Here is a 17653-nt window from a genome sequence, read left to right as displayed (position 1 = left end):
TTTACATCCTACCAAACCGCTACATTACCCTAAGGCGTTACCATTGCTGGTTTTCTCGTGTGTCCTTCACAGCGGCCATGAAAGATATAACGGTGATGGGAATACTCAACGCCAGCACAATGCTAGTGGGCAAGACACCCAGGTCGGGCTCACCATAGGCGAGTTCAAACACTGAACCGACACCTGCGATCGCAGCAATGCAAGTGCCAGCTAAAAACAAACCACTTTTAGGGGTCACACTATTCTCCTGATAATGAAAGATGAGGCATCAGATTTAGATTTCTACAGACACGATAGTGGAGACGTTGCATGCAACGTCTCTACCAAACCCTACGCAACCTTCTTAACATCATTAGCAGAAAACCCGCCTTTTTGAAGTTCCTGAGCCAAGGCAATTGCGTTTTCCACCCGGTCAACAAACATAACGCCATTGAGGTGATCCATCTCATGTTGGATCACCCGAGCGAGTAAATCATCGGCTTGGATTTTTTGGGGACGACCATTTTCGTCTTTGAATCTGACTTCAATGGCTGCTGGACGAATGACATCCAAAAAGACGTTGGGGATACTCAAACAGCCTTCTTGTCCACAGGCCATTTCCTTACTATGACGAATGATCTTGGGGTTGATCATCACTAAGGGCTGGTTAGCAGCTTCTTCGGGATCGGTATCAACCACTAAGATTTGCTTGTGAACCCCCACTTGGGGAGCTGCTAGACCAATACCATCTTCGCTATACATGGTCTGTAGCATCTTATGGGCTAGTTCACGGATCCCGTCATCCACTTTCGCAACGCGTTTAGTGGCTTTTCTGAGCACCCGATCACCCAAATAGTGCAATTCGAGGGGGGGCTTTTTTAACTTTTCTTTGCTGACTGAAATACCCACGGTTAAATTGATTAGGCTGATGAATCTAAACCTATCCTAGCAATTCGGGTCTCACCTCGGGCAGGTTGCTTGGAAGTATGGAGCTATGAACCTGAAGCCCTTGGGGTAATGCCCCTAGGCTAGTATTTTTAGCGGGCTGCTTGTGTTTTCTGTATAGTTTTTATTCTTTGTTCAGTCGTCTTGGATGGAGACGGTCTTAAACCAGCATGAGTAAGTTTTTTACTAAGGCAAGCTACTTATTGCGGGAAACCTTTTTGGGGCTACGACGTGGCGGTTGGATGAACTGGGCTGCTGTGAGCACCATCATGGTGCTGTTATTTCTATTTGGTATTAGCTTACAGGCGACATGGCAGGTGGAGAGTTTGCTCAATCAGTTTGGTAGTCAACTGGAAATAGCGGTTTATTTGGAAAGTGGTGTAACTGCCGATAGTCTGAGCGATCGCATCAGTAGTTTGACCGATGTGGCTCAAGTTGTAACGGTTTCTAAGGAAGAAGCTTGGGCTCAGCTTAGTCAGGATCTAGGGATTGTCGATATCTCTGGTGCTACAGAGCAGCTCAAGGGCAATCCACTGGTGGATGAAATTAAGGTCAAGGTGCAAAACTCTGAAGCTGTCCCTGCGGTTGCCACTCAGTTAGAGAGCTTAGCGGGTGTGGATGAGGTGCTTTATATTACCGAAGCGGTGCAGCGTCTGACAGAGCTAAACCAGGGATTGCAGTATGTCAGTTTGGCGGTACTGGCAATTTTGAGTCTGACTGCGATCTCAGTCATCACCACAACGATTCGATTAATTGTCATGGCACGACGACGGGAAATTGAGGTGATGCAGCTAGTGGGTGCCACATCCGTATGGATCTATATGCCCTTCATCTTGCAAGGGATTACCTTTGGATTGCTGGGAGCACTTATCGCTTGGGTTCTACTTATAGGGACCCACCAATCCTTACAGCGGCTGTCGGCGCAGCAGCCTGAATTTCTCCAATTTTTGACTGTGGGTCTACAATTTACACCAAAACAAATGATCTTGTTGCCAGCCTCGCTCTTTGCCTTGGGCAGCTTAGTCGGGCTATTGGGCAGTTTGGTCGCGGTCCGTAAATTTGCAGTACGTGCCTGACCCCATTCAGGAAACTAAAAAACAGGAAACTAAAAAAACTCCTAGTCCCGAAAGACTAGGAGTGTGTAAACGTTTCGAGTGAAAGCTGTGATTGAATCAGTGCCTAGTAGGCTAGACCCATGCTACGAGTGGTTTCAGCACCCAGATAAACACGAATACTTAAGAAATCAGTTGGGCAAGCGGTCTCACAGCGCTTACAGCCAACACAGTCCTGAGTCCGAGGGGAAGCGGCAATTTGCCCAGCCTTACAACCATCCCAAGGAACCATCTCTAGTACGTCTGTTGGGCAAGCCCGAACACACTGAGTGCAACCAATGCAAGTATCGTAAATCTTGACCTTATGAGACATCGAAGGAATGCTCCAATACTTATTAAACGGTTTCAGCTATTAGCGGCTTGGCTATGACCTGTAATGCAATAGATATACCAGAGAAAGAACCAACGGTAGTGTGGATTACAATTCTGAAAGATCCATTTACATTAGCCAAAATTAGCCAAAAGAGTTCTCCAATCAAGTTTTAGTCTATCAGTGCCGTTTTTAGGGAACGGGGCAACATCTAAAAAGTTTATGGATTGTAATAAAAGCGCTACCACGGTTCCCTAAAAACCTGCTGCATCATTGCCCTAAACCTTGATTCTTCGCTTGAGGCATCACGAGTAGGACGCACGCTTTCCTATAAGATTAAAAAATGTCTAAATTCGGACAGACGCTTTGACGTCTAGGAGTGTTCCAATCTGCATTTGGGACATGTTCTCTGCTGCCGCTGAAAAGGAAATTTGGAGATTATGGCTGACACGATTTTGGGAAAGGTTCAAAAGATTGTATCTGAGCAGCTCGGTGTTGATTTAGATACAGTCAAGCCAGAGGCTAGCTTTGCTAATGACCTGGGGGCTGATTCTCTGGATACTGTAGAGCTGGTCATGGCGCTTGAAGAAGAGTTTGATATTGAGATCCCTGATGAGGCTGCTGAGAGCATTGGTACAGTCCAGGCTGCTGTTGACTTTATTACTGAAAAGTCATCTGCATAACCTCCTCTGTCTGTTTGAAATACTGTTTTATTAATTCCTTGGGACCTGCCCCCTTGTGTCGATGACCATGACAAGTACTGAAAAAAAGCGCGTTGTAATTACTGGAATGGGGGCAATTACCCCCATCGGTAATGATTTAGAAGCCTACTGGCAAGGGTTGCTAGCGGGAAAAAGTGGTATTGGGCCGATCACGCTATTTGATGCGTCAAAGCACAAATGCCGCATTGCTGGTGAAGTTAAAGGATTTGATCCGTTAGAGTATCTGGATGCTAAGGATGCTAAACGGACCGATCGATTTGCTCAATTTGCGATCGCAGCTAGCAAACAGGCCTTAGCCGATGCCAAGCTAACCATTACCGACCTCAACGCAGAGCAAGTGGGTGTCATGATCGGCACAGGGGTGGGTGGCCTCAAGGTCATGGAAGAACAGCAATCTGTTTACATCAATAAAGGGCCTAGCCGCTGTAGCCCTTTCATGGTGCCCATGATGATTGCCAACATGGCGGCAGGTCTGACTGCAATTCATACTGGTGCAAAAGGTCCTAACTCTTGTGCCGTAACGGCTTGCGCTGCTGGTTCTAATGCTATCGGTGATGCTTTTCGGATTGTGCAAAATGGCTATGCCCAAGCCATGATCTGTGGTGGAACCGAAGCCGCTATCACACCGTTATCTTTGGCTGGATTTGCCTCAGCCAGAGCCCTCTCTACCCGCAATGATGATCCTGATCATGCCAGTCGTCCTTTTGATAAGGGGCGAGATGGTTTTGTCATGGGTGAAGGGGCTGGCATTCTGGTTTTAGAAGAACTTGAGCATGCCCTTAGCCGAGGTGCCCGTATCTATGCAGAAATGGTTGGCTATGGCATGACTTGCGATGCCTACCATATGACTGCCCCTGTACCTGGTGGAGCTGGAGCAGCACGCTCCATGGAGTTTGCTCTCAAAGATGCTGGGATATCCCCGTCAGAGGTGAGCTATGTCAATGCCCATGGGACGAGTACCCCGGCTAATGATCCGACCGAAACGTCTGCTATCAAGACAGCCCTTGGCAAGAGTGCCAAAACAGTGGCGGTTAGTTCTACCAAATCGATGACGGGGCATCTTTTGGGTGGCTCCGGTGGCATTGAAGGCGTGGCTGCCTGTATGGCGGTTTCTAAGGACCATGTACCCCCTACTATCAATTTGCAAGAGCCGGATGATGACTGTGATTTGGACTACGTGCCCAATCACAGTCGTGCTCAGACTGTAGATGTGGCCATGTCTAACTCTTTTGGCTTTGGCGGCCATAACGTTACCCTAGTTTTTCGCAAGTATCGTAGCTAGTGCTACGGCTTGGTAGGTATAATGACCTAACGGAAAACATTAAGTAAAACGGAAGGTTTGCTCACTTTGTGGGTGTACCCTTCTATGCGAGCTTATTCAAGACCATGAATGTGCTGGCAAATCACGGTATAGGCTTAGGCCAGTGACTCTCCTTTGACTAGGTTGGGGTGATTAGCTCACGTGCTTGGGCTATGAGCTATCACAATCAGAGTCGGTGGGTGAGTGGCTAAGTGCCTGCTCCAAACTGTTGTCTGTGGGAATGTTTTTTACATTGCTATGTGTTCCAGTGCATTGGCCTGGGGGCATGTCTTTGTAAATTACATACCTATCCGTCTCTAGCGCATGCTTTGCGTATTGGGGAGTACCTGCTTTAGGGACCCTAATCTGCTATCACCATCAGCAAAGGTGCGTTCATCTAATACTGCTCTGTTCACACCTGGACTGTACCGTCGTTAATTACTTGGAAGACTATGGCTGTCGCAACCCAATCTCTTGAAACCCAGTGTATAAATGCCATTCGGTTCTTGGCCATTGATGCCGTTGAAAAGGCTAAATCTGGTCATCCTGGTTTGCCCATGGGAGCTGCGCCAATGGCGTTTGTTCTTTGGGATCAATTTATGCGCTTTAATCCCAAAAATCCCCAGTGGTTTAACCGAGATCGCTTTGTCCTATCCGCAGGACATGGTTGCATGCTGCAGTATGCACTGCTGCATCTCACTGGTTACGACAGTGTCAAGATTGAAGACATTAAGAACTTCCGTCAGTGGGGAGCGACTACTCCTGGACACCCCGAGAACTTTGAAACTCCCGGTGTTGAAGTTACGACAGGTCCCCTTGGTCAAGGTATTTGTAATGGTGTCGGCTTAGCTATGGCAGAAGCTCACCTGGCCGCGCGTTTTAACAAGCCTGACTGCACTCTGGTTGACCACTATACCTATGTGATTTTGGGTGATGGCTGCAATATGGAAGGTGTCTCGGGTGAGGCATGTTCCTTGGCCGGTCACTTGGGCTTGGGTAAGCTGATTGCCCTCTATGATGACAACCATATTTCCATCGACGGTTCCACAGACATTTCCTTTACTGAGGATGTCAGCAAGCGCTTTGAAGCGTATGGCTGGCACGTGCTGCATGTAAAGGATGGCAACAATGACCTGGACGCGATCGCAAAAGCTATCGAAGCCGCTAAGAAGGTGACTGATAAGCCCACTATGATCAAGGTAACCACCACCATTGGTTATGGTTCTCCCAATATGGCTGACACCTCCGGTGTCCACGGTGCAGCTCTAGGTGATGCAGAAATTGCCTTAACTCGCGAAAGCTTGGGTTGGGAACATGCGCCTTTCGTCATTCCTGATGATGTTATGGCTCGTTTCCGTCAGGCCGTTGAGAAAGGGGCCAGCGCTGAAGCTGAGTGGAATCAGGCATTAGCTACCTATCGCACCAAGTACGCCAAAGAAGCGGCCCTATTTGAGCGGATGCTTTCTGGTGAACTACCTGCAAATTGGGCAGATGCCTTGCCTACCTATGCACCTGGTGATAAGGCGATCGCAACTCGGAAGACCTCTGAAGCCACTCTCAACGCTTTAGCTCCGGCAGTGCCTGAGTTAGTGGGGGGGTCTGCTGACTTGGCCAAATCCAACAATACCCTGATGAAGATCTCTGGCGACTTCCAAAAGGGTGGCTATGAAAACCGTAACCTGCGCTTTGGCGTGCGTGAGCATGGCATGGGCGCTATTTGTAACGGTATTGCTCTGCACAACTCAGGTTTGATTCCTTACTGTGCTACGTTCCTGGTATTTGCTGACTACATGCGGGCGGCGATTCGTCTGTCGGCACTATCCGAGGCCGGTGTCCTTTATGTCATGACCCATGACTCCATTGCCTTGGGTGAAGACGGACCTACTCATCAGCCAGTAGAAACCGTTGCTTCTCTACGTGCGATTCCTAATCTCTATGTGATTCGTCCGGCGGACGGTAATGAGACCTCGGGGGCATATAAGGTTGCGATCGCAAGTCGCAAGACTCCCACGCTCATGGCCTTCTCCCGTCAAAATCTACCTCAGCTAGAAGGTAGCTCCATTGATGCTGTTGCTAAAGGCGCGTACGTTATTTCTGATGACGCTGGTGCTGACCTGATTTTGATTGGTACGGGTAGTGAAGTGTCTCTTTGCCTGGATGCAGCCAAGAAACTACGTGCCGAAGGTAAGAAAGTTCGTGTTGTTTCAATGCCCTGTTGGGAACTATTCGAAGCTCAAGATGCTGCTTACAAGGAGTCTGTTCTACCCAAAGCGATTACCAAGCGCCTTGTGGTTGAAGCGGGTATCGAAATGGGTTGGGGCAAGTACTACGGTGCGGACGGTGACATGATTAGCGTTTCTGGCTTTGGTGCGTCTGCCCCTGGTGGTCGTATCATGCAGGAGTTTGGTTATACCGTTGAGAATGTGGTTGCTCGTGCAAACGCTCTTTAATGATTCTCACCAGATAGGGCACATACCCTTGTGTGCTCTATCTGGAAAAAGAAATAGATAACCAAAAGCCTCAGAGTAATACTACTCTGAGGCTTTTGGTTGTTTTATTGAGCAGGGTGAAAACCTTTACTCAGCTGCTTCGCCAGGTGTTTCAGGAGACTCTAAATCCGCTGGGATAGTAGTTTCAACGGCAGGAGCTGTTTCTTCAATAGGTGGAGCTGTTTCTTCAATGGGTATAGCCTCTACAGATGTGGGTAGTTCCGATACTGAATTACCCAGCCAGCCAGCACTCAAAATAACCGTAATTCCCATAAATAGAATCGTTAACAGCCAAGTGGCACGATTCAAGGCGGTTTCGGCACTCTTGGTACTCGTAAACATTTGGGCTTGCCCACCTAATGCTCCAAGACCATCTCCCTTGGGGCTATGAAATAGCACCAAAATGATTAACCCAATGGCAGACACTAGCCATATCACCTGTAAAACCGATACTACCGCCATTGCAATTAGTCCAACTGTTCTTTCAATTACCTAAAGCAGTGTGTCCAGGTCACGTAAACCTGGAACACTAGTGCCAAACCATGGTACCTCAGGGTATGGTGCCATGGCGAACCCGATGATCTAGCCAATCAACGCTACTAGAGCGATACCTTGACTGGTGTGCGATTGCGTTTCACATCAACGCGAGCGGGTTGAATCATAGATTTCCCTGTCATTTCTTGGGGTTGAGGCAGTTTAAGAATCTCCAAAATGGTGGGAGCAACATCAGCTAAACAGCCATTTTCTCTCAACTCAACTTCACCACCACGACCCGGGATCTTTAACCGTTCACCTTCTACCAAAATGAAGGGTACTGGATTAGTTGTGTGGGCAGTCCAAGGGCGACCTTCTTCATCCCACATATACTCAGCGTTGCCATGGTCCGCAATGATAATTGTGGTACCACCAGCCTGACCAACAGCATCGAGTAAACGGCCCAATTGTACATCCACTGATTCAAGGGCCTGGATGGTAGCCTTCATATTTCCAGTATGGCCAACCATATCGGGATTGGCATAGTTAATCACTACCAAGCCATATTTTTTCTTGCCAATGGCTGTAATGGCCGTGTCAGTGACAGCTTTAACGGACATGGCAGGAGCCTTATCATAGGTCGCTACCTGAGGGCTAGAAACCAGCTCACGATCTTCACCCTCAAAGGGATCCTCACGACCACCATTAAAGAAGTAGGTGACGTGGGCATATTTTTCAGTTTCTGCTGTACGAAACTGCTTAAGACCATGATCTGCAATGACTTCACCCAGAATATTGCTCAGATTTTGAGGTTCAAATGCGACCTGCACTGGCAGAGCGCCATCATATTGAGTCATGGTGACAAAGCTTAAGGGGGTAATGGGCCTTGTCTCAAAACCTTTAAATTCAGGATCTACAAAGGCTTGGGTTAGCTGACGTGCCCGATCGGGGCGGAAGTTAAAGAAAATGACACCATCGTTAGGTTCGACTGCACCATCCGCTAAACGTACGGGCTCAATAAACTCATCAGTGACGTCCTTCTCATAGGACGCTTGGATTGCGGCTATGGCGGTATGACCATTGCCATTGCCAGGCTCTGTCATCACGCTATAGACTTTTTCTACACGATCCCAGCGATGATCGCGGTCCATGGCATAGTAACGACCACTCAGGGTAACGATTTTCCCCACCCCAATTTGATCAATATGGTCCTGTAGTTTCTGAATGGCTGACTGAGCGGCTTTGGGTTGAGTATCACGGCCATCTGTAATGGCATGAATACAAACCTCTTGAAGATCTTGTGACTTGGCCATGTCTAGGAGGCCGAGTAAATGATTGAGGTGCGAATGCACACCTCCCTCTGAGCAAAGACCGATGAAGTGGAGTTTGCCTCCGTTGTAACGCACCTGCTGGCATACGTTTAGTAATGCCTGATTTTCTTGGATCGAGCCATTTTCAACTGCGTCGGAAATACGGACGAGTTCTTGGGGAACGATGCGACCGGCACCAATATTCAGGTGTCCGACTTCTGAATTACCCATTTGGCCATCGGGCAAACCTACGTCTTTACCCGATGTCTGAATCAATGTGTGGGGGTAGGTGGCCCAGAGGCTATCAATGACAGGGGTCCTTGCATTATTAATTGCATTCCCATTGTCCTCATCGCGATGTCCCCATCCATCCAGGATGACGAGCACCATTGGAGAAACAGACTCCTGTGCCATACTTACAAATCCTTCTTGCGATTGTGAACGACTGTACTTTCTACCTAGCGAGATCATATCACTCGCGCTTTCCTGATTATTAATGTTTTCTTAACTATCTAATTTCAATTACCTTGAAACTAGATTGGGTGGCTCTGGTTGGAAACCCAATTAGGTCAAGACTCAGTCAAAATGATGATGTCTGTTAACCCTACTTAGCAATCACCTTATAGCCCAGTCCGAACAATGATTACTAACTGTCGGCGGCAAGACGATAAGGCTGAGCGCAATTTATTAACCTATGGCGTTGTTAACTATATTCTTATTCCCAGATGATGATAACCAGGCGATACCTGAACTTTTAATGAGTAATTTGACTCATTAAAAACATGACAACTATCAGTTGTATTCTGCGTATACACTACGCTGCTTCTGACTATTCATAATACTGCGCCAGTATTATGAAAGACAATTCGTAGCGACGTCATTGAACTTATACCTAAAAGTTTAAGTCTGGTCATTCAATTAACGGCCATAACTATAGAAAGGTTTTGGGAGCATGCTGCAAAAATGGTTGCTCCTCATCAATAGACTTATTTGCGGACATTGTATTCTCAGTCCTTAATTTTTCTTTTTGGAAGCAGCTTTTGCTTTTTGCTTATCTTTCTGTTTCTGACGTTTGGCAGCTGCTTTTGCCGCTCTCTCTGCTTCTAGCTTTTCCAGTCTATCGCGCTCTTTTTCTTGGGCAATTTTATCTAGATAGTAGCTGTAATCACCCCGATATAAACGTAATTCACCTTCGCGAATTTCGACTATCTTGTTAGCTACTTGAGAGATGAAAAAACGGTCATGGGAAACGATGAGAACGGTACCATCATATTCTTTGAGGGCTGATTCCAGCATCTCTTTGGCCGGAATGTCTAAATGGTTAGTGGGCTCGTCTAGCATCAAAAGATTTGCCGGAGCTAATAGCATTTTTGCTAATGCCAAACGTGCTTTTTCACCACCACTTAGGGCTGTGACGGGCTTACGTACCATATCGCCACTAAATAGAAACCGGCCTAGCAGTGTGCGGACTTCTTCATTTTTCCAGGTTGGCACTTCGTCATGGATGGTTGCCATCACGGTTTTGCTGAGGTCTAGGGCTTCTGCCTGGTTTTGCTCAAAGTAACTAGGAATAACGTTGTGTTCTCCCAGACTTGCTGAGCCTTCTACGGGGTCTTCTATCCCCATGATTAAACGAAGTAATGTGGATTTACCAGCTCCATTAGGGCCGACAAATGCAATGCGATCGCCCCGCTCAATCAGTAACTCTGCTCCCAAAAATAGAATATTGTCTCCATAGGTATGAGTAAGGTCGCTGATTTGTACAACTTCACGACCGCTACGGGGAGCGGGTGGAAATTTAAACCGTAGCCCCTTGGCATCAGCAGTAGGAGCTTCAACTAGTTCTATTTTCTCCAGCTGTTTTTCTCGACTCTTTGCCTGGGTGCTACGGGTGGCGCTGGCCCGGAAACGATCCACAAAGGTTTGCTGCTTGGCAATTTCCTTCTGCTGTCGGTCAAAGGTGGCTTGCTGAGCTATCTTTGATTCTGCTTTTTGAGTGAGGTAAGCACTGTAATTGCCTAGATAGGTGGTTGATACACCGCGCTCAGTTTCTACAATCTGGGTACACAGACGATCGAGAAATTCGCGGTCATGGGAGATGATCACCATCGGAGTGGTTAGGCTTTTGAGGTAGCCTTCGAGCCATTCGATGGTTTCTAAGTCTAAGTGGTTGGTTGGCTCGTCCAGTAGTAGCAAGTCGGGGGCTTTGAGCATGACTTTACCTAAGCCCATGCGCATTTGCCAGCCACCGCTAAAAGAGCTGACTAGACGTTCGCCATCGTCATTGTGAAAGCCCATTTCGGGTAAAATCTTTTCAATTTTTGATTCCAGGCCATAGCCGTCTAATGCCTCAAACTTTCGCTGTTCTCGATCTAGGGCCTTGATTAATTTTTCCAATTCATTGGGATCGGCGGTTTCCATTTGAATTGGAATTTCGCCAAGCTTTTTTTGAACTGTATTTGCTTCTTCAAAGACAGTCCAGAATTCTTCACGAACGGTACGGCGGGGATCAACCTCAAATTCTTGATTGAGGTAGCCAATGTGGAGCTCATTTGGGCGAATCACGTTACCGCTGGTGGGTTCGATTTCCCCCATGATGATTTTCAGCTGGGTGGACTTGCCAGCGCCGTTGACCCCTACTAGCCCAATGCGATTGCCTGGTTTGACTTCCCAGGTGACGTCTCGCAATACTTCCCCAGTGGGATAAACCTTAGTGATGTTTTCGAGACGCAGCATAAGTAACCCGTGGGATCGTCAACTTTGAACGTGTTCATAAACTTTAACAAAAATCAACGTACACTTTGTTTGCTGCAGGTTAAACCCTCAATATTAGTGAGGGTTTAATTAGCTAAAACATCGATATTTAGGGTAGTAGAGGTGCCTCAGTAATATTCTCTAGCCCGATAGATTCCAGCAGGGTTTGCCAGCTTGAGATTGCTTGCAAGTCATTGGGATGACTGTGCAGGTGATCGGTCAAGGCGCGGGTCGTATCAAACCAAAGGCTATTGTCCGCTGCGATCGCAGCTCGGTCTATCCCATTGCTGCTTGCCAGAGCCTCCGCTAGTGATGGCTCAGGTACCAGCAGCTCTACAAATCCTTCAGCCATCATCACTGCAGTGGGGGTATCAGGGCAGTAAACCTCCACACTCCAGTAATAGTAATTATCTGGGCTGAGAGGTACTAATCCAGCTTGATCTGGCAGTTGTAAGGTAGCAATACCTGCAGTGGCACTTGGGACAAAGGCCGTCTGATAAACCGGTTGAAATATGCCCTCATCCTCATTGAGGACTTCATACAGATTGAACTCTACATGGCTAGCATTGTTACTCGGCATATACCATTGGAACGCAGGGTATTCGTCAGTTGTATAGCCAAGATCATCGTCTGGAAATATGGATGTTAGCTGAGGTGCCTGAGGATCACTAATGCAGTTCACACCAGAAGGGGAACGGGTTCCACCCGAAACTCGTATGTTAGGAATGCCACGAGGCTTGGGTGTATAGTCGGGAAATGCCTCGGCTCTGGCGGCCATGAAAGTCAGCCCCAACGCCAGGGGGGGGATGGTCGAAAAAACATTAAGAAGTTTCATGGAATCCTGCTCGATTTGGATGACTGCGTTCAGACAATTAGGATCCTTGAGAGCTATTGTTCAAGGTAATAAACAAGACTGCTAAACACTATGGATTTTGATACTAAGCAAACCGTAGGGCAATTTTTTCTGGGTATGGGCGCTTTAGGGATTGTCCTGACCCTACCTGTAGACGGGTTTTTCGCTGAAGCGCAGACTATAGGACAGCCGATGCTTGAGGTTAATGCTTCAAAAAACGCTCTTAACATCAAGCAAGAACAGCCTGACTCCAACGAATTTGCTCGCTATGACTCTGCTAAGTTTAGTGTGGACTATCCGAGGGGATGGCAAATAGAACCCCAAGGAGAGAATGGTTTGGCAATTGTCAGTATTGCCGATGGCGCTAATATGGCTATTCGCACCGATATTGTAGTGCTCCGGGAAGATCCACAGGTCGCCGTGCCTCAACGTCTTGAGCAAATCACGGCTGATGCTGCATCTTTACAAAGTTACTCATTAGTGGCTGTGGATGGTCAATCAGGGATTCGTATCTGGTATGAGCCAGAAACCGGACAGCGAGCTTTGGTGACATTCTTGGGCTATGGCAATCAACAAACTGTCGTGCTCACCAGCCAATATACCCAAGACACGACGGCTGAACCTCTAGTTACCCAGATTCATGATTCATTTGTAAATCATTCAGTGGCTCAAGCGTTGGTCCCTTAAGTCTAAGCGTTGGCCCCTTAAGTCTAAGTGGTGGTCCCTTAAGCTTAAGTGGTGGCCCCTTAGACTTAATCTATGGCGCATCTTAAGCTATCTAAGCGGGTCTAATACCAAATCCGAATTAACCTTAACCCCGATTCAAAAATAGACAATCCTGTAGGGGCACTCCCTTGTGGATGCCCTTCGATATCGAGCGCTATCAGTCAGGATTTCGTATAGGCAGTTGATTAGGTCTGCCTCTTAAGGTAATCACAAGCCAATGATCTTCCTACTGCCGTCGAGTGTAATAGGACACTTCCAAATCGGCACACCAACTAGCGTTTGTACTTTCATATAGAAAAACAGCGTCTACGCGAAAGTATCGTCCATCATGAAAAATGCAGTCACCAACACGGGGAATAATAGGGTATACCGCAAACCACAAGTAATCGCGGCTGGGCATATTCGTATTGGTAGGCATGGGAATTTTGGCCAGGACCTGGACTTTATAGCCATTGCCAGTGTAGTTAGGTGGAGCGGTTGGCGGGGCGACTGGCTGACTGGCTCGTTTTCGCTTATTGGTAGAGCGAGATTTAGCTGCTGTTGATTTAGATAAGGATTTTGCCGTTGGTTTTGCTGTTTTTGGAGCAGTGGTTTTTTTTTCCTTCTTTGATAAGTTTGGCCGCTCGCTAAGTTTTTCTGGTGGAGACAGCGAGAGATCTTTTGGTGATTTAGAGGGGTGTTCGGGCTCAGGCGATACAGGCGGTTTCTTTTTGGCTCCCTGCATAAAGGGATTGCTAATAAATGGATTACCTTGCGAATCACCCATAGCGGTTCTCTCGGTCTTTGTTGTGGCTAACGTAGCATAGGTTGCGAAACCCTATTCAAGCTAAAACCTTGAGTTACTATTGCGAAAAAACTAACGTTCTGGACGTGAGCTAGGTTGAAATGATACCGAGAAACTCAAGTTTTCCCATCAGTTTTGAAAAAGCAATGCAAAATATAGCAAATGTCCTAATGCACTAGGTCATTGCTTATCACATTGCCATACCCCATGCCTTTAAGGCGATGGCCTATCTCCACTAATGTGATATGTACCGCTCAAACCAAATTCAGTTTTCCTCAGCACTCACGTAGGTAGATACGCTTCAGCATGCTTTATTCATCGGGTTCGCGTTCAGTCAATCTCACCTATCTGATTTTAGAAGCGCTGAGGATGTCCCCTGCATCCATTCCCTATTATGTCAGCCAATTTTTGACTGATAGCTTTCCTGGGAAAGTGATTGTCGAGGGGGATAGTCACTACTTTGAGCTGCGTAAATATGCGCAAGAGGAATTATGTACAACCCAGGTTATTAGTAGCGTCGATCTGCCGCCAGGCTATGCTGCTTGTGCCCGTGAGACTTTAGTGCATAACCATGTGATGACACTTTGGGATGCCAAGAAACAGAAGCTACGTTATGAGCAGAAGAATTTTTGTTTTGAAGTGCAATGGCAGGAGCATACGCTGATGGTCCTGCAGCTTTCTTGGCCCCAGGGATATTTTGATGATTGCCGCTACTACTGGATTTTGGCAAATACTCAAGCTGTTGCCGATGACTTTTTTGCTGCTGTTTGTCAGTGGAATTCTCAAGTTAGGGAAGAAGTTTTGGTATTTGAAGGTGGATTTTGGCAAAAAAATCGAGATCTCTATGCCTCGATTCAAAGTGCAACTCTAGAAAATTTGGTGCTGGCTGGCACTTTAAAAGAAGATATTTTTGAAGATGCTCAACGATTTTTCGAATCCCAAGCGATGTACTCCGAGTACAACGTGCCTTGGAAACGTGGGCTGTTATTCATTGGTCCACCAGGGAATGGCAAAACCCATATGGTCAAGGCTTTAGTCAATTCCTTGGGGTATCCCTGTTTGTATATTAAGAGCTTTAAGACTCGTCAGAATAGCGATACTGATAATATGCGCTTAGCCTTTAATCGAGTGCGAGAGGCGGCCCCTTGTATTGTGGTGATTGAGGATTTAGACGCTTTAGTCGATGATGAAAATCGGTCGTTTTTTCTGAATGAGCTGGATGGATTTGCCCTCAACGATGGGGTTTTGATGATCGCCTCAACCAATCACCCAGAACGATTGGATATTGCTATTTTGGAACGACCCAGTCGATTTGATCGAAAGTATCACTTTGATGCACCTGAGCTAGCCGATCGAGTTTCGTATTTGCAGCTATGGAACCAAAAATTAAAGCTGGAAATGCAGCTATCGGCAGATGATATCAACAGAATTGCGATTAATTCTGAGAACTTTTCCTATGCTTATCTCAAAGAGTTGCTGCTCTCAGCCAGTATGGTCTGGGTTCAAAAGCGTACACCCGGTACGATGGCAACGATCATGACCGAGCAGCTTGATAAGTTAAAAATGCAAATGCAGAGTCAATCATCTAAAGCTGATGATCATGGTGAGCAAGACTCGTCAGATATGAATGGGGCTGTTGTGGAAAATGCTCATGTTAAGCAACCCAAGGCAGAGGCCTAAAATTTAGGCCTGACATTTTTGTAAGTAGTCCACTAAAGCTCGTAGACCCAGATAATAGCTATTGACCCCAAAGCCACAGATTTGACCAATGGCGATGGGCGCTATGTAGGAATGATGCCGAAAGGCTTCGCGCTTGTGAATGTTACTCAGATGAACCTCTACTGTGGGTAGGGCTACAGATGCGATCGCATCTCGAATAGCAATACTCGTGTGAGTATAGGCACCAGGGTTGATCAATATTGCTTGATGCTTGCCGTCAGCGGCTTGGATCGCATCAATTAGATCACCCTCATGGTTTGACTGATAGCAACTTACCAGAACATTTAAATCCTTAGAAAGCGTGCCCAGTGCAACATTGACATCTTCTAAGGTATCACTGCCATAAATCTCAGGTTCACGCTTTCCCAACATGTTTAAATTGGGACCATGAAGCACTAAAACACTATTCAATGAAGTCACCAAAACCTACATGTTGCATACTATCAGAGCCTAGTAATTTAGCGGCGTAAACTAGACCTTGTAGAAAACTTTGGTAGTAGGTTTTGTAATCGAAAGAACGCTGACCGTTCGATATTAACGACGACGACGATCATCTACTGGAATGGGAATTGCTTCTGGCTCCGGCTGTGCTGAAGGGCCAAGCAGCGAGTCCAAGACTCGGTTGACCCAGTTCTTCAGCTTTTCCAGAATTTTGCCAATATCCATGAGCCAGGCTGCTCCTAATCTCATCTGGTGCAGTATTGCGTGTAACTATTATAGGTTCCACAAATAGCAAATCAACTTGAAGTAAACTTCAGTAAAGTTACTTGTGGGAGTATTCACTATGATAACGAATTGTCAGAAATGATCAAGGTAGTGGAATCTGCCTAGGGAGCAAGTGTCATTTAGGTATTACTCAGGAGAGTACGCCGCAGTATATCTAAAGCAGTATTACGGCTCATTAAGCGAATCCAGTCACGGTCGTTACGATGGCCAAAGCGGCATTCAATATGGTGGGTTTCTGAGTCGTTGGCAAGACCGATGTATACCAGGCCGATGGGTTTTATTGTGCTGCCACCACCGGGCCCCGCAATCCCAGTAATGCTAAGGCCCCAGTCGGTCGCTAGCTGTGTCCGTACCCCAGCGGCCATTTGTTCTGCAACGATGGCACTCACTGCTCCAGACTTGGCCAGGTCTGAGGCTGCAACGCCCAGCAATCGTTCTTTGACGGTGTTGTCGTAGGAAATAATTCCCCCCATGAAGTAAGCTGAGCTGCCAGGTACAGCCGTAATCATTTCTCCTAAGCCTCCTCCTGTACAGGACTCGGCTACGGCTAGGGTGGCTTGGTGCTTTAACAGGAGGCGACCTACGGCGTCGCCCAGGGTGTCATTGTCTTCTCCGAAGCAGTCGATGCCGCCGATGTATTTAAGTTGAGTGGCAATGGGTGCAATTAACTGCTTGGCTGACTCTAGGGTGTCAGCTTTGGCGGAAATGCGTAGCTTAATCACACCGTTACTGGCGTAGGGCGCAACAGTAGGGTTTTCTAGCTTGAGAAAGGCATCCACTTTAGTGGCCAGACTCGACTCGCTAGCGCCCCAAAACTTGAGGGTGAGGCTGTGGATGATACCGCTACTCCATCCCTGTTCCTGTAGATAAGGAATGGCACTAGTTTTCCACATGGTATGAAGCTCTCGCGGTACCCCTGGAAAGGTCATCAGATGCAATCCTGGCCGGGGCTGCCAGAGAATGCCGGGAGCAGTGCCCTGGGGATTTTTTAGGACAGCTGCACCTGCAGGCAAGAGGGCCTGTTTACGATTGTTGTTGCTCATGGTGCGATCGCGCTGAGCAAATTTAGCCTTAATATCTGCTAGCACATCAGCGTTTTCTACCAAAGGCACCCCAAAAAAGTTGGCAATCGTGGCAGTGGTGATGTCATCGGGCGTAGGGCCTAGACCACCTGTGAAAATGATTAGCCGTGATCGCTCACAGGCAATGGCGATGGCCTTTGCCAGACGTTGGGGATTATCGCCCACGACGGTTTGATAATGATGGGAGATGCCCAACTGCGTTAACTGCTGAGCCAGATACTGGGCATTGCTATTGAGAATGTCACCCAGAAGTAGCTCGGTACCTACACATATAATTTCTGCACTGCCGGTCATGGTGGTTGGATTGAATTTTATAGGTTGTCAGAGAGGCAAGCGGTCAACGATCAATGAAAAATAGTGGCAAAGGC

At 47.2% G+C, this 17653-nt stretch carries 16 protein-coding genes and 1 pseudogene; 6 read left to right on the top strand and 11 right to left on the bottom strand.

The annotated features are described in order from the left end of the window. Positions 1-37: 37 nt before the first annotated feature. Both IXB50_RS08145 and def read right to left on the bottom strand, forming a co-directional pair. Positions 38-238: a hypothetical protein gene (locus tag IXB50_RS08145; protein WP_215608460.1), complete on the bottom strand. Its 201-nt coding sequence runs from the start codon at positions 236-238 to the stop codon at positions 38-40. A 92-nt stretch (positions 239-330) separates the two neighbouring features. After that, on the bottom strand, positions 331-888 hold the full coding sequence (gene def / locus IXB50_RS08140) for a peptide deformylase (RefSeq protein WP_326520750.1): 558 nt from the start codon (positions 886-888) through the stop codon (positions 331-333). 206 nt (positions 889-1094) lie between these two features. On the opposite strand from def, the gene IXB50_RS08135 reads away from it, so the two are divergent. Next, positions 1095-2000, top strand: a complete 906-nt coding sequence (locus IXB50_RS08135; protein ID WP_215608459.1) for a cell division protein FtsX — start codon at positions 1095-1097, stop codon at positions 1998-2000. Positions 2001-2103: 103 nt separating this feature from the next. On the opposite strand, the gene psaC is transcribed toward IXB50_RS08135, so the two are convergent. Next, positions 2104-2349: a photosystem I iron-sulfur center protein PsaC gene (gene psaC / locus IXB50_RS08130; RefSeq protein ID WP_215608458.1), complete on the bottom strand. Its 246-nt coding sequence runs from the start codon at positions 2347-2349 to the stop codon at positions 2104-2106. Positions 2350-2786: 437 nt separating this feature from the next. Between psaC and acpP the strand changes: the two genes are divergently transcribed. From acpP to tkt, 3 genes are all read left to right on the top strand, one after another. Continuing rightward, complete coding sequence (acpP, locus tag IXB50_RS08125; RefSeq protein ID WP_215608457.1) at positions 2787-3029, top strand: acyl carrier protein; 243 nt, start codon at positions 2787-2789, stop codon at positions 3027-3029. 67 nt (positions 3030-3096) lie between these two features. Then, a complete protein-coding gene (gene fabF, locus IXB50_RS08120) occupies positions 3097-4350 on the top strand; it encodes a beta-ketoacyl-ACP synthase II (protein WP_215608487.1) in 1254 nt (417 codons plus the stop codon). 470 nt (positions 4351-4820) lie between these two features. Beyond that, entirely contained in the window at positions 4821-6818 is a 1998-nt protein-coding gene (gene tkt, locus IXB50_RS08115) for a transketolase (protein WP_215608456.1), read from the top strand. Positions 6819-7094: 276 nt separating this feature from the next. Here the strand turns inward: tkt and secG are convergent. From secG to IXB50_RS08095, 4 genes and pseudogenes are all read right to left on the bottom strand, one after another. After that, positions 7095-7319, bottom strand: a pseudogene (gene secG, locus IXB50_RS22755) (preprotein translocase subunit SecG); the annotation flags it as partial. Positions 7320-7456: 137 nt separating this feature from the next. Continuing rightward, on the bottom strand, positions 7457-9055 hold the full coding sequence (gene gpmI, locus IXB50_RS08105; RefSeq protein ID WP_215608454.1) for a 2,3-bisphosphoglycerate-independent phosphoglycerate mutase: 1599 nt from the start codon (positions 9053-9055) through the stop codon (positions 7457-7459). Positions 9056-9655: 600 nt separating this feature from the next. After that, positions 9656-11377 carry an ABC-F family ATP-binding cassette domain-containing protein gene (locus tag IXB50_RS08100; RefSeq protein ID WP_215608453.1) on the bottom strand — a complete coding sequence of 574 codons (1722 nt, stop codon included), beginning with the start codon at positions 11375-11377 and terminating at the stop codon, positions 9656-9658. 127 nt (positions 11378-11504) lie between these two features. Beyond that, entirely contained in the window at positions 11505-12230 is a 726-nt protein-coding gene (locus IXB50_RS08095; RefSeq protein WP_215608452.1) for a DUF928 domain-containing protein, read from the bottom strand. A 90-nt stretch (positions 12231-12320) separates the two neighbouring features. Between IXB50_RS08095 and IXB50_RS08090 the strand changes: the two genes are divergently transcribed. Continuing rightward, positions 12321-12935, top strand: coding sequence for a PsbP-related protein (locus IXB50_RS08090; protein WP_215608451.1), 615 nt, complete (start codon positions 12321-12323; stop codon positions 12933-12935). A gap of 265 nt (positions 12936-13200) precedes the next feature. On the opposite strand, the gene IXB50_RS08085 is transcribed toward IXB50_RS08090, so the two are convergent. Beyond that, positions 13201-13740 (bottom strand): hypothetical protein, encoded by a 540-nt coding sequence (locus IXB50_RS08085; protein WP_215608450.1) that lies wholly within the window; start codon positions 13738-13740, stop codon positions 13201-13203. A gap of 387 nt (positions 13741-14127) precedes the next feature. Here IXB50_RS08085 and IXB50_RS08080 point away from each other — a divergent pair, with 387 nt between their 5' ends. Then, positions 14128-15438, top strand: coding sequence for an AAA family ATPase (locus tag IXB50_RS08080; RefSeq protein WP_246564247.1), 1311 nt, complete (start codon positions 14128-14130; stop codon positions 15436-15438). 3 nt (positions 15439-15441) lie between these two features. Here the strand turns inward: IXB50_RS08080 and aroQ are convergent, their stop codons facing one another. From aroQ to IXB50_RS08070, 3 genes are all read right to left on the bottom strand, one after another. Further along, positions 15442-15888, bottom strand: a complete 447-nt coding sequence (gene aroQ / locus IXB50_RS08075) for a type II 3-dehydroquinate dehydratase (protein ID WP_215608448.1) — start codon at positions 15886-15888, stop codon at positions 15442-15444. A gap of 123 nt (positions 15889-16011) precedes the next feature. After that, positions 16012-16143: a hypothetical protein gene (locus IXB50_RS22410; protein ID WP_281413252.1), complete on the bottom strand. Its 132-nt coding sequence runs from the start codon at positions 16141-16143 to the stop codon at positions 16012-16014. 179 nt (positions 16144-16322) lie between these two features. Further along, a complete protein-coding gene (locus IXB50_RS08070) occupies positions 16323-17579 on the bottom strand; it encodes a competence/damage-inducible protein A (protein WP_215608447.1) in 1257 nt (418 codons plus the stop codon). Positions 17580-17653: the final 74 nt, after the last annotated feature.

The organism is Leptothoe spongobia TAU-MAC 1115 (genome assembly GCF_018739885.1).
Classification (GTDB): Bacteria; Cyanobacteriota; Cyanobacteriia; order Phormidesmidales; family Phormidesmidaceae; genus Leptothoe; species Leptothoe spongobia.
The sequence above is the reverse complement of the archived record's forward strand: the minus strand, read 5'-3'. Positions and strand labels throughout refer to the sequence as shown.